This window comes from Gammaproteobacteria bacterium (genome assembly GCA_014075255.1).
Classification (GTDB): Bacteria; Pseudomonadota; Gammaproteobacteria; order UBA4575; family UBA4575; genus JABDMD01.
In genome coordinates, this window is the sequence record CP046178.1 from 956,251 (window position 1) to 969,810 (window position 13,560).

Annotated in this window: 9 protein-coding genes; all 9 read left to right on the forward strand. The window is 41.3% G+C overall.

Annotated elements, in window-relative coordinates; translation table 11 throughout:
• The first annotated feature begins 236 nt into the window (after positions 1-236).
• The 9 genes from GKR92_04940 to GKR92_04980 all read left to right on the forward strand — a co-directional run bounded on the left by GKR92_04940 (position 237) and on the right by GKR92_04980 (position 13,559).
• Positions 237-1,514 (forward strand): hypothetical protein, encoded by a 1,278-nt coding sequence (locus GKR92_04940; GenBank protein QMU61081.1) that lies wholly within the window; start codon positions 237-239, stop codon positions 1,512-1,514.
• A gap of 1 nt (position 1,515) precedes the next feature.
• The gene (locus tag GKR92_04945) at positions 1,516-3,174 is read left to right on the forward strand and encodes a formylmethanofuran dehydrogenase subunit A (protein QMU61082.1); all 1,659 of its coding nucleotides are present in this window, start codon (positions 1,516-1,518) and stop codon (positions 3,172-3,174) included.
• A 29-nt stretch (positions 3,175-3,203) separates the two neighbouring features.
• Positions 3,204-4,121, forward strand: a complete 918-nt coding sequence (gene fhcD, locus GKR92_04950) for a formylmethanofuran--tetrahydromethanopterin N-formyltransferase (GenBank protein QMU61083.1) — start codon at positions 3,204-3,206, stop codon at positions 4,119-4,121.
• Positions 4,096-4,920, forward strand: coding sequence for a formylmethanofuran dehydrogenase subunit C (locus GKR92_04955; GenBank protein ID QMU61084.1), 825 nt, complete (start codon positions 4,096-4,098; stop codon positions 4,918-4,920). Before fhcD ends, GKR92_04955 begins: the two co-directional genes overlap by 26 nt.
• 106 nt (positions 4,921-5,026) lie before the next feature.
• On the forward strand, positions 5,027-6,703 hold the full coding sequence (locus GKR92_04960; GenBank protein ID QMU61085.1) for an NADH-quinone oxidoreductase subunit F: 1,677 nt from the start codon (positions 5,027-5,029) through the stop codon (positions 6,701-6,703).
• A gap of 43 nt (positions 6,704-6,746) precedes the next feature.
• Positions 6,747-9,506: a formate dehydrogenase subunit alpha gene (locus GKR92_04965; GenBank protein QMU61086.1), complete on the forward strand. Its 2,760-nt coding sequence runs from the start codon at positions 6,747-6,749 to the stop codon at positions 9,504-9,506.
• A gap of 219 nt (positions 9,507-9,725) precedes the next feature.
• The gene (locus GKR92_04970; GenBank protein ID QMU61087.1) at positions 9,726-11,816 is read left to right on the forward strand and encodes an elongation factor G; all 2,091 of its coding nucleotides are present in this window, start codon (positions 9,726-9,728) and stop codon (positions 11,814-11,816) included.
• Positions 11,817-11,928: 112 nt separating this feature from the next.
• A complete protein-coding gene (locus GKR92_04975; GenBank protein QMU61088.1) occupies positions 11,929-12,402 on the forward strand; it encodes a GNAT family N-acetyltransferase in 474 nt (157 codons plus the stop codon).
• Positions 12,403-12,410: 8 nt separating this feature from the next.
• A complete protein-coding gene (locus GKR92_04980) occupies positions 12,411-13,559 on the forward strand; it encodes a cupin domain-containing protein (GenBank protein ID QMU61089.1) in 1,149 nt (382 codons plus the stop codon).
• The last annotated feature ends 1 nt before the right edge of the window (position 13,560 follow it).

Here is a 13,560-nt window from a genome sequence, read left to right on the forward strand (position 1 = left end):
GACTCCTATACTGATTGTTTATATGTATAAAGTGTGGATAAAATTGACTGATATACAGTAGCATTTTCAACAAATCTGTCGAATTTGAGATACAGACAATTTATGCTCTATACGGTACATTTTAATAGTGGATTTATGAAGTAAATGCGAACAGTCACACCTAGCACTTCACTATCTGTTTAGTGCCGTACCCGATCACACTGTTCCTCCGTTAGGCTCGCCCAATATAACTAGTCATGCAATTTGAAAATGTTACTTGTCCGCATTGCGGATTACTCTGTGATGATCTGTCAGTAGATGTGACCGATTTAATTGTGAAGCTTACTGATTCTGCGCATCCCTGCTGCAAAGCTTTTGATGACGCGTCAATACAAACCAATTCTCTGCCAACACCGTTAATTTCTGGCAAACCTGCTTCTGAAGCACAAGCACTAAAAAAAGCCGCAGAATTATTACACGCAGCAAAGCTGCCATTGGTAAGCGGGTTGATTGCTGACGTGCAATCTTGTCGGGAAGCTGTTGCACTAACTGAAAAGTTGAGTGGTGTAATTGATCATGCCAATGGACGCTCAATTCGAAAAGGCACCGCTGTAATGCAACGTATTGGCGAAGTTAGAACTACTTTGGCTGAAGTTCGCAATCGTGCTGATTGTGTTGTGATATTTGGTTCAGGTGTTTCTACAAGATTTCCACGTTTAATGGATCGAATTTTAACTCCAGAAAAAACACTTGGCACTGAAAACACTAATCAGAAAAAAATATTCATTCTTGATGTGTCCAGCGACAACACAACACGATGCAAGACTGAGAATAATGTTTCGCACATCTACTTAAATTACCCGTTACTTGAATCACTTGTGTACCGGTTCCAAGAAGTAGTTACTAGGCCTAAGGAATATTTTTTAGAACACAACTCAGAATCTGATCCTGAACATGATAAGGATACTAAACACCTATTTAGTATTCTCGACACTATTTCAAAAAGTCAGTACACCACTCTTATATGGAGTGTTGGAGATTTCAATCAAGAATCAGCTGAACATACTGTGCAAGCACTTACTGAATCCATTAAAACTTTAATGAAAGATGTTCGTTGTGTGGGATTGCCTTTAGGTGGTTCAAAAGGTGAAATCACAGCAAGTCAAGTTGCAACCTGGCAAACAGGCGTGCCACTACCTGTATCCTTCACTCAGGAATCACCCATACACAATCCAGTACTTTACGATGGCACGTCCGTATTAGAAAACCAAGAAGCCGATTGCTTACTGTGGATTGCTACCTATAACTCGGACGACGTTCCACCAGAGCATGACATTCCTACCATTGTGCTCGGCCACCCCAATATGAAATGTAATTCCGCCGAAGTTTACTTGCCAGTCGGTGTACCAGGAATTGATCATCGAGGTCTTGCATGTCGAACAGATAATGTTGCAACACTACCGCTACATAAAATTCGTGATAGCAAACTTCCCGCTGCAAGCGATCTATTAAACAAACTCATCGAGCTACTTTAATATGGCAATCAAACTATCAGGCGGCGAAATTTACGACCCGGCACATCAAATAGATGGCGAGAATAAAGATCTTTATATAGTAGATGGAAAATTAAAAAAGAATTTAACGGATAATGATAAGTTAGATCAAACGTATGACCTAAGTAATTGCATTGTTATGGCAGGTGCAATTGATTTACATACCCATATTGGTGGCGGCAAGGTAAACATTGCACGCACCATGATGTTAGAAGATGCACACTCTCACCCTCATCCAGGCACTGACATTCTACGTTCTGGAAATGGACGTGCAGTCCCTTCAACTTTCAGCGCAGGGTATCGTTACGCGGAAATGGGATATACCGCATGTTTTGAGCCTGCTGTACTACCGGTTAATGCTCGCCAAGCGCACATGGAGCTGGCAGATACACCTATGGTAGACAAAGGTGGTTACGCATTACTTGGTAACGATGATTTTTTATTAAACATGATCCGCGAAGGCGCCACGCAAAATGCGGTCAATGATTATGTTGCATGGCTATTAAATGCTACTCAGTGCATTGGTATTAAAGTGGTCAATGCAGGAGGTATTCATGCATTTAAATACAATCAACGTCGGCTTGATATTGATGAAACCGGACCAGCTGGCAGCAATCCAAGAGAAATTATTGCAACCTTAAGCAAAGCGGTACACGAACTTGGCATTGCTTTCCCATTGCATGTGCACGCAAGTAATCTAGGAGTACCAGGTAACTTTTCTTCAACATTAGCCACTATGGCTGCTGCTGATGGCTTACCTATTCATTTAACCCATATTCAATTTCATAGTTATGGCACCGAGGGTGATTATAAATTTTCTTCTGCTGCATGTGAAATTGCAGAAGCAATAAACAGAAACAAAAATGTAAGCGCAGACGTTGGCCAAATAATGTTTGGCCAAACCATAACCACTTCTGGCGACACCATGATGCAATATTTTGGTCACGATCATGCGTCGCCAAAAAAATGGACAGTGATGGACATTGAATGCGAAGCAGGTTGCGGCGTAATTCCTTTTAAATATCGTGATAAAAGTTTTGTGAATTCTTTGCAATGGGCTATTGGTTTAGAAATATTTTTACAAGTAAATGACCCGTGGCGTATTTTCCTAACCACAGACCATCCAAATGGCGCACCTTTTACAAGCTATCCGCATTTAATTAAATTGCTGATGGATCGTTCGTTCAGAAAAGATGTGTTTAAAATTCATAATGTAGATGCACAAAAAGCATCTAATCTTGCCTCAATGGATCGCGAGTATTCTTTATACGAAATCGCCATCATGACACGTGCAGCTCCTGCAAAGATTTTAGGATTAAACACCCACGGACATCTAGGTGAAGGTGCTAGTGGTAACGTTACGGTTTACCGTAAACAAGACGATATTGAACAGATGTTTGCCATACCTGCCTATGTCTTCAAAGATGGAAAACTGATTGTAAAGGATGGCAAGATTATTGAAACCGTACAGGGTGTAACCCATGTAGTTAAGCCTGAGTATGACCAGGCTATCGAGAAGCCACTGAAAAAATACTTTGATGATTATCAGACCATTTCACTTAATAACTTCAAGATTTCAAATGATGAAATGGTAGAATGCATTGGCAATCAAATAGAAATTCATCCAAGTGGCAATAACTAGCTGGATACAATTAGAAGCAATCGTTTAGCATGATTATTAATGGCGTAGAAATTGAGGACACTTTTGCAGAAGCATTCTCTATGCGTGCAACGCGCGTCATAATTACCGCTATTAACTACAAATGGGCACGCCACGCAGCTGAAACTATGACCGGATTTGCAACTTCTGTAATTGGCTGCGGAGTTGAAGCTGGAATAGAGAAAGTTATTGGCAATCATGAAACGCCCGATGGCCGCCCAGGCATTTCGGTGTTGTTATTTTCCACCGACAAGAAAACATTAGAAAAACAGCTGCAAACCCGCATTGGTCAATGCGTACTAACCTGCCCCACTACTGCTGTATTCTCTGGCATGGACGGTGAAGATCAAATCGCACTTGGTAAAAATATTCGCTACTTTGGCGACGGCTTTCAAACTTCTAAAAAAATTGGTGACAAGAGATTTTGGCGCATCCCTGTTATGGACGGAGAATTTTTATGTGCTGAAAGCACGGGATATCAAAAAGCTATTGGTGGTGGAAATATTTTAGTGTTTGCACGAGGCATTTCACATGCGTTACTAGCATGTGAAGCTGCTATCGATGCAATTGGCATGTTACCCAATATCATAATGCCATTCCCCGGCGGTGGTGTTCGTTCAGGGTCAAAAGTCGGTTCAAAATATAAATTTCTTAACGCATCTACTAACCACCCATTCTGCCCAACATTAAAGGGACGACCAGATAATGTGTTGGGGAAAAATATTGAAGCGGCAATGGAAATTGTTATCGATGGGCTTACCAAAGAAGATGTAACGTTAGCAATGTATCGAGGCATTGAAGCAATTTGCGATTTAGGAAAGTCACAAGGTATAGAAAAAATAACCGGTGGTAATTATGGCGGCAACTTAGGCCCGCATCATTTTCATTTAAGAGAGATTATGAATGAGTCTTACAACCGTTACATATAAAAGTAGTACTAAACAGCGCCTGGATATGCGCTGGTTGAGTCAAGCCATTAATGAGTCAATAAATTGTGATGCTGTCAAAAACCAACCACTGCAAATAGGCAACGAAGAATCAAACGTTGGTGAATTTTTTGATATCACAGGGAATTTTTCAAACCAACCTATAACATTAGAAAATTCAAATCAAAGCATGGATTATCTTGGTCATGCGCTTAAAAAGAAAACTGAACTCACTGTTAACGGTGATGCGGGTCATTTTGCCGGTGCTAAATTAGCAGGTGGTAAGTTAGTCGTGAAAGGCAATGCACAAAATTATGCTGGTTGCGGAATGTCTAAAGGCCAAATTGAAATAACAGGCAACGCAAATGATTATTTAGGTGGCGCATTTGCTGGCGACAAAAAAGGCATGTCTGGCGGCACTATTCTAGTACATGGAAATAGTGGTAATTTTACCGGCGATCTATTACGACGCGGCACCATTATGGTAGTTGGCAATATAGGTGATTACTGCGCCAGCAGGATGATTGCTGGCACCATCACCAACCTTGGTACCATAGGTAAACAAGTAGGCGTTGGTATGAGAAGAGGCACTATTCTATTGCCCCATAAGCCAAAAGATGTACTCACAGGTTTTCATGACTGTGGGCGCCATAATTTAGGTTACTTAACCTTATTACTGCATGAATTAAGGCAGTATAAAAGTACTTTCCAGTCACTCCACCCCATGCGCCGCCGTGTACAACGCTATATTGGAGATACCACTGTTGGTGGACAAGGCGAAATGTTAATTTGGATTGGATAAAAACTATAAGTATTTGATTAACATTTGGTATATGCGCTATTTTATGCGCTAACCATAGTCTATATTTAGCTGTACACATTCGATTATTAGGGAATTTTTGAAGCCAATGGATAAAGCTGTTTCACGCAAACGCAATAAAATGAAGGGCGAAAAACGCGGACGACGCGTGGATGCCGATGCGTTACAACAAGTTCAAGATCTAATCTCCTCTCTTCCAGTCAGACGCGATCTATTGATTGAATACCTGCACTTAATTCAAGATGAATTTGGCCACATATCTGCAGCGCATATAACAGCACTTGCTAGCACAATGCGCTTATCCACTACTGAAGTATATGAAGTAGCTACCTTCTATCATCACTTTGATGTAGTTAAAGAAGGTGAACAAGCCCCACCTGCGTTAACCGTACGTGTTTGTGATTCCATCAGTTGTGAAATGAATAATGCTGAAACATTAGTCAGCGAACTCAAAAAATACCATGGCAACAACGTTCGCATTCAACGCGTTCCTTGCGTAGGCCGATGTGATACTGCACCTATCGCGGTTGTAGGCCAAAAGCCCATCGATCACGCAACATTAGAAACGGTGAACCAAGCTGTTGAAGTGAATGATATAGATTCACCTACTACGGATTACATTACCTATAACCGTTATATAAATAGCGGTGGTTATCAATTAGTTAAACGTATGTTTGATACCACTAATGGTCCTGAAAAAATTATAGACATAATGAAGGACTCTGGCTTACGTGGCCTGGGTGGCGCGGGATTTCCTGCAGGACAAAAATGGGAAATTGTTAGCAAACAAGATGGTCCTCGTATACTAGCGGTTAACATCGATGAAGGTGAACCTGGAACGTTTAAAGATCGTTATTTCCTAGAAAAAGATCCACATCGATTTATTGAAGGCGCCTTAATTGCTTCACAAGTGGTAGACATTGATAGCATCTATATTTATTTGCGTGACGAATACGCAAACTGTTACACGATGTTATTACATGAGCTGGATGAGCTTAAAAAAGATCCACCATGCCAACTCCCACACATTGAATTACGCCGTGGTGCAGGTGCATATATATGTGGTGAAGAATCAGCCATGATTGAATCGATTGAAGGTAAACGTGGTATGCCACGTTTACGCCCTCCTTTTGTTGCTCAAGTTGGTGTGTTTGGGCGCCCTACTTTAGAACATAATCTAGAAACCCTATTTTGGGTGCGCGACATCCTTGAAAAAGGTGCGTCTTGGTTTTCAGAACAAGGCCGTAATGGTAGAAGTGGAATGCGCTCATTTTCTGTAAGTGGTCGAGTTAAAAAACCTGGCGTTCATATAACAGATGCCGGCATCACGATAAATGAATTAATTGAAGAACATTGCGGCGGCATGTTAGACGGCCATGAGTTTTATGGGTATTTCCCCGGCGGCGCTTCAGGCGGAATATTGCCTGCCTCAATGGGCGACATCCCATTAGATTTCGACACCTTAAATGAACACGGTTGCTTCATCGGTTCAGCTGCGATTATTATTTTTTCAAACAAAGACAAAGCTCGTGAACTTGCACGCAATGCGATGAGCTTTTTTGCGCATGAGTCTTGCGGAAAGTGCACACCATGTCGTGTAGGCACATCAAAAGCGGTGATGTTAATGGATAAGCCAAAATGGGATCAACCATTAATGCATGAACTTTCACAAACCATGAATGACGCATCGATTTGTGGTTTAGGACAAGCTGCGTCAAACCCAATGACATCAGTAATAAATTATTTCCCTAAAGAATTAGACTAGACCAAAATGAATAAACTAGGCAAAGGAAAGTTGGAGCAACTTAATGGCCGCTAATCCAGAACATTTACAGGATTTCAAAACTATAGCTTTTTCACTTAACGGTGAAACTATAAAAGCCTATGAAGATGAATCTATCCTAGAAGCTGCTCGTCGTCATGGTGTAGACATTCCTCATTTATGTTACACACCAGGCATGCGTGCTGATGGAAACTGTCGTGCATGTGTAGTTGAAATTGAAGGTGAACGCGTATTACAACCTTCTTGTGTACGCACACCTACTGAAGGCATGGTAGTGCATACAGACAATGATCGCTCTACACATTCGCAAAAAATGGTGCTGGAGTTATTGCAGTCTGATATGGCCGAAAGCCAATACACTCTGAACAGCGAACTTGATCAATGGTCACAGAAACTAGAAGTTGGATTACCACGTTTTGAATCGCGACATAATCCGGAACAAGATTTATCCCATCCCGCTATCGCAGTAAATCTAGATGCATGTATTCAATGTACACGTTGTGTACGCGCATGCCGAGAAGAACAAAACAATGATGTAATTGGTTATGCTAACCGCGGTTCTCATTCTGAAATTGTATTTGATATCCAAGACCCTATGGGTGATAGCACCTGTGTAGCGTGTGGCGAATGTGTTCAAGCCTGCCCCACTGGCGCACTTATGCCTTCCAATCAACTTGGCTTACAAAAGCCTGACCGCAAAGTTGAATCAACTTGTCCATATTGTGGTGTCGGTTGTTTGCTTACTTACAATATTAAAGATGAAAAAATTATTTATGTAGAAGGACGAGACGGACCCGCTAACAAAAGTCGCTTGTGCGTAAAAGGTCGTTATGGATTTGATTATGTACACCATGATGGTCGACTTACCACTCCATTAATTCGCAAACCTGGCATGGAGAAAATTACTGATGTCGAAAAGTTATCATTCAAAGACATCGATAAATATTATCGCAAAGCTAGTTGGGAAGAAGCCTTAGACTTTGCTGCTAAAGGTTTAGTTGATATTCGAGATGAACATGGACCTAACGCTTTAGCAGGCTTTGGTTCAGCAAAAGGCTCTAACGAAGAAGCCTATTTATTCCAGAAACTAGTTCGCACCGGATTTAAAACCAATAACGTTGATCACTGCACACGCTTGTGTCATGCATCATCTGTTGTTGCCTTGCTAGAAGGCATCGGATCTGGAGCCGTTTCCAATCCAGTAGAGGATGTAGCTAAAGCCGATGTAATTGTAATTATTGGTTCCAATGCAACAGATAATCATCCCGTTGCAGCTACCTTTATTAAGAATGCTAAACGCAATGGTGCAAAATTAATTGTAATGGATCCAAGGCGTACTGATTTAGCACGCCATGCAGACCACTTCTTACAGTTTAAACCTGATACTGATGTTGCCATGTTAAACGGCATCATGAATTCGATTATCAAACAAAACTTGCTTGATAAAGATTTCATTAAAGATCGCACTGAAAATTTTGCAGACTTTGCTAAACACATTCTCAAATACACTCCTGAGAGCGTAGAAAAGATTTGTGGTATCCCGGCTGAAACACTTCATGAAGTTGCCAAAGTATATGCAAGCTCTAATGCTTCCATCATTTTCTGGGGCATGGGTGTGTCTCAGCACATACATGGAACGGATAACGCGCGTTGTTTAATTGCCCTTTCTATGATGACGGGTCAAATTGGTAAACCTGGTACAGGTTTACATCCACTACGTGGACAAAACAATGTGCAAGGTGCATCGGATGTAGGACTTATACCAATGGTATTCCCAGATTATCAACGTGTTGATAATCCTGAGGCTCACTCACGTTTCGAAAAACTTTGGGATACTGAACTAGACAACAACCCTGGTTTAACCGTAGTAGAAATTATGCATGCCATTTCGGATGGAAATCTCCATGGTATGTACGTGATGGGTGAGAACCCTGCCATGTCGGACCCGAACTTAAATCATGCGCGCAAAGCACTTGCATCACTTAAGCATTGTGTGGTGCAAGAGATTTTCATGACAGAAACCGCTTGGTTTGCAGATGTAATATTGCCCGCATCGGCATTCCCAGAAAAAACTGGCACCTTTACCAATACCGATCGACGCGTACAACTTGGCCGACAGGCACTCATGCCACCTGGTGAAGCGAAGCAAGATTTATGGATCATCCAAGAAATTGCCACACGGATGGGGCTCACCGATTGGAAATATCATTACCCTTCCGATGTGTTTGATGAAATGCGACAAGGTATGGATAGCATTAAAGGTATGACATGGGACCGTTTGGAAGAACAACATTCCATTACTTATCCATGCGAGGAAGAAAATGATCCAGGTCAAAGTGTAATTTTCACTGACGACTTCCCTACTGAAAATGGTAGAGGTAAATTTGTTGCTGCTGAATTTACAAATGCGGATGAATTACCCGACGAAGAATATCCATTTGTTCTCGTAACGGGTCGTCAATTAGAACATTGGCACACCGGAGCGATGACCAGACGTGCAAGCATGCTAGATGCCATTGAACCAGTACCCGTAGCAAGCATCAATGCATCGGATTTAGACAAGATGGGTGCTAAGGGTGGCGACAAAATCAAACTTGCTTCACGACGTGGGGAAATTGAATGTTTCGCTAGAATCGATAATGGCATTAGCCCAGGACAAGTCTTTATGCCATTCTGCTATCGAGAAGCGGCAGCGAACTTGCTCACCAATGAAGCGCTAGACCCATTTGGTAAAATCCCTGAATTTAAGTTCTGCGCCCTACAGGTAAAACCCATCACACATTAGCTTCAATAATGCCTTGATCGACTTACCCCCTAGGCACTATTGAAGCAATCTCTTATATAGGCCAGAATCCGGCGCTTTCCGGGTATTCGAAGCATTTTATTGATAAATGGGAGCTAATTAAGCTGTCTTGATTCATACAATCAAGTAGACTTGCGGCCCTATTTAGCACTTCAATTAATATCCAGAACTTATTGAATATATTACATAAAGGTAAAGGTAATGAGCGATCTATCTAACTACAGAAACATTGGCATCTTTGCACACGTGGATGCAGGCAAAACCACAACATCAGAACGCATCCTCAGCCTTACCGGAAAAATTCATAAAATTGGCGAAGTACATGATGGTGAGGCTACCACGGACTTCATGGACCAAGAACGTGAGCGCGGTATTACCATTCAATCTGCTGCCACCAGCACTTTCTGGAAAGACCATCGCTTAAATATTATCGACACTCCAGGGCACGTAGATTTCACCATTGAAGTTTACCGCTCACTTAAAGTTCTAGATGGCGGCATTGGCGTATTCTGCGGATCAGGCGGTGTTGAGCCTCAATCAGAAACCAACTGGCGTTATGCAAACGAATCGGCTGTAGCGCGTATCATTTTTGTTAATAAACTGGATCGTCTAGGCGCTGATTTTTATAGCGTTGTGGATCAGATCAAAAAAGTATTAGGTGCAAACCCATTGGTAATGACCTTACCTATTGGCACCGAAGACGACTTTGTGGGCGTGGTTGATTTATTAACCCGCAAAGCATGGATTTGGGACGGCTCTGATGACCCAATGAATTATAAAGAAGAAGATGTGCCTGCTGACATGGTCGACAAAGTAGAACAGTTTCGTGAAGAGATGGTTGAAATCGCGCTTGAACAAGATGACGAAGCGATGGAAAAATATTTGGACGGTGAAGAGCCAAGTAATGAAATACTTAAAGCATGCATACGCAAAGGTACTATCGCACTTGATTTCTTCCCTACATACTGCGGCTCCGCATTTAAGAACAAAGGTGTTCAATTAGTATTAGATGCAGTGGTTGATTATCTACCCAGCCCTACGGAAGTGCCACCGCAACCAGAAGTAGATTTAGAAGGTAATGAAACCGGTGAGTTTGCAGAAGTTGATATTGATAAACCACTACGCGCATTAGCATTCAAGATAATGGATGACCGTTATGGCGCCCTAACCTTTATTCGAATTTATTCTGGCAAGTTAAATAAAGGCATGACAGTAATGAATAGCTTTACTGGTAAAACCGAACGCATCGGACGAATAGTTGAAATGCATGCCGATTCACGTGAAGAACTAGAATCTGCACAAGCTGGCGACATTGTTGCTGTGCTAGGTATGAAGAATGTGCAAACTGGACACACATTATGTGACCCAAATCATCCTGCGACCTTAGAACCAATGGTTTTCCCTGACCCCGTTATTTCAATGGCAATCTCTCCTAAAGATAAAGCTGCGTCTGAAAAAATGGGTGTCGCTTTAGGTAAAATGATTGCAGAAGATCCTTCGTTCCACGTGGCTACCGATGAAGACAGTGGCGAAACTATTCTTAAAGGAATGGGCGAACTCCATTTGGACATTAAGATTGATATCCTTAAACGCACGCATGGTGTTGAAGTAGTAGCCGGTGCGCCACAAGTAGCTTATCGCGAAACAATTACCCAAAGAATTGAAGATAGTTATACACACAAGAAACAATCTGGTGGTTCAGGTCAATTTGGTAAAATCGATTACATTATTGAGCCTGCAGAAGCTGGCACAGGTTACGAATTTGAATCTAAAGTAACAGGTGGTAATGTCCCGCGCGAATTCTGGCCTGCTGTTCAAAAAGGCTTTCAAATGATGATGGACACCGGTGTCTTAGCGGGTTACCCGTGTCTTGATGTAAAAGTTACTTTAGTGGATGGTGCTTTCCACGCAGTGGATTCATCAGCCATTGCATTTGAGCTTGCGGCTAAATCAGGTTATAGACAATCAATTCCTAAAGCAGGCCCACAACTACTAGAGCCAGTTATGAAGGTTGATGTTTTCACACCAGAAGATCACGTAGGTGATGTAATTGGTGATTTAAACAGACGCCGCGGAATGATCAGATCTCAAGACGCTGGCGTTACAGGTACACGCGTAAAAGCAGACGTACCATTATCTGAAATGTTTGGTTATATTGGTGACTTACGCACCATGACATCAGGACGTGGACAGTTCTCAATGGAGTTCTCTAACTACATGCCATGCCCTAAGAACGTTGCAGAAGTGGTCATTAAGCAAGCTAAAGAGCGTGCTGCAGCCAAAAATAAGTAATTAACATCTTTTGCATACCAAACCCGCTTAGAGCATATGCCTAAGCGGGTTTTTTTATGTTTATACTTTAATTTAGATTCATAGCTAACATAAAACAATTAAACTTAACCTGATGAAAGATCTTCAATGGCGATGTAATGTTTTTCAGCAACTTGATAAAAATACCCTATATGAAATTATTAAACTTAGAATAGATATTTTTGTTGTAGAGCAAAAATGCCCCTACCCTGAACTGGATGAAAAAGATCGACACGATGGAACGCTACACCTTAGTGCACATGACAATGAAAAATTGATTGCTTATGCGCGACTGCTACCACCAGGGTTAAGCTACGCAGAAACAAGCATTGGAAGGTTCGCGGTTGAGTCATCTTCGCGCCAGCAAGGCATTGGTTCATTACTTATAAAAAAATGTCTTGATGAAACCAATAAAGCTTGGCCTAAACACAATATCAAAATAAGTGCGCAAGAATATTTGCAAGAATTTTATGAGAAATTTGGTTTCATAAAAGTATCAAGCTCCTATCTTGAAGATTATATTCCACATATCGAAATGCTAAAAGATAAAAACAAAATTAGTAATTGAGCTAAACGATGAATTTAATGCCTTTAGGTGAAATCCCATGCGAACAATTTCTAGCAGAGTATTGGCAGAAAAAACCATTATTAATTCGTAATGCACTGCCTAATGTAAGCTCCCCTGTCAGCGCAGAGATTCTTGCGGGATTAGCCTGCGAAGATGAAATTGAATCACGCATCGTTATTCAACATCAATCTGAAAAAGGCTGGGAACTTAAACACGGTCCATTCAAAGAAAGTGATTTTTCAACCCTGCCAATTTCACATTGGACCTTATTGGTACAAGCCGTTGACCATTGGAATCCTGAAGCGGCTAAATTTTTGGAGCTATTTACCTTTATCCCACGTTGGCGAATCGATGATCTAATGATCAGCTATGCTTGTGATGGCGGTGGTGTAGGCCCACATTACGATAACTACGATGTATTCCTGGTGCAGACGAGTGGTAAACGAAAATGGGAAATTGGTGGCATCTATAATGAAGATGCTCCGTTACTTAAAAACCTGCCCGTTTCTATTTTAAGTGACTTTAGTGCGACTGAATCCTGGGTACTGGAGCCCGGCGATATTCTATATGTACCACCCGGCTTTGCACACAATGGTATTGCTGAAGGGAATGACTGCATTACTTGCTCCGTTGGTTTTCGCGCTCCCTCACATAGTGAAATTTTACGCGAATACACAGACTTTATTGGAGAACAGCTTAGCGAATCAATACGCTATGAAGACCCTGATCTACTCATGCAAAACAACACAGGTGAGATTAGTGCACAAACAATAGAAAAAATACAACACATCCTTCAAAAATATACTGGAAATAAAGAAGTGATTAGCAATTGGTTTGGGCATTACATTACTACCCCGAAGTATTCTCAAGAATCAGAAAAAATATACACATCAGATGATTTAAAAATATATCTAGATTCAGGAAATTTCATTTTCAGAAATGAAATCTCTCGATTCGCCTTCGAAGCGAAAGATAATAATCTTATTTTATATGTCGATGGAGAAAGTTTTGAAAACACTACAAGCTTGAACCCATTAATAGAAACACTCTGCGCTAATATTAAATTTAACAAGCAAGACATAATTCAGACTGATGAAAATCTAAATTTATTATTGAAATTACTACAACGTGGCTCGCTTTATCTAATAGATAGATAGC

What these genes read in the sequence shown, in the direction of transcription:
- GKR92_04960 (QMU61085.1), top strand. Translation starts at nt 5,027, where the DNA reads ATGGATAAAGCTGTTTCACGCAAACGCAATAAAATGAAGGGCGAAAAA.
- GKR92_04945 (QMU61082.1), top strand. Translation starts at nt 1,516, where the DNA reads ATGGCAATCAAACTATCAGGCGGCGAAATTTACGACCCGGCACATCAA.
- GKR92_04970 (QMU61087.1), top strand. Translation starts at nt 9,726, where the DNA reads ATGAGCGATCTATCTAACTACAGAAACATTGGCATCTTTGCACACGTG.
- fhcD (QMU61083.1), top strand. Translation starts at nt 3,204, where the DNA reads ATGATTATTAATGGCGTAGAAATTGAGGACACTTTTGCAGAAGCATTC.
- GKR92_04940 (QMU61081.1), top strand. Translation starts at nt 237, where the DNA reads ATGCAATTTGAAAATGTTACTTGTCCGCATTGCGGATTACTCTGTGAT.
- GKR92_04975 (QMU61088.1), top strand. Translation starts at nt 11,929, where the DNA reads ATGAAAGATCTTCAATGGCGATGTAATGTTTTTCAGCAACTTGATAAA.
- GKR92_04955 (QMU61084.1), top strand. Translation starts at nt 4,096, where the DNA reads ATGAGTCTTACAACCGTTACATATAAAAGTAGTACTAAACAGCGCCTG.
- GKR92_04980 (QMU61089.1), top strand. Translation starts at nt 12,411, where the DNA reads ATGAATTTAATGCCTTTAGGTGAAATCCCATGCGAACAATTTCTAGCA.
- GKR92_04965 (QMU61086.1), top strand. Translation starts at nt 6,747, where the DNA reads ATGGCCGCTAATCCAGAACATTTACAGGATTTCAAAACTATAGCTTTT.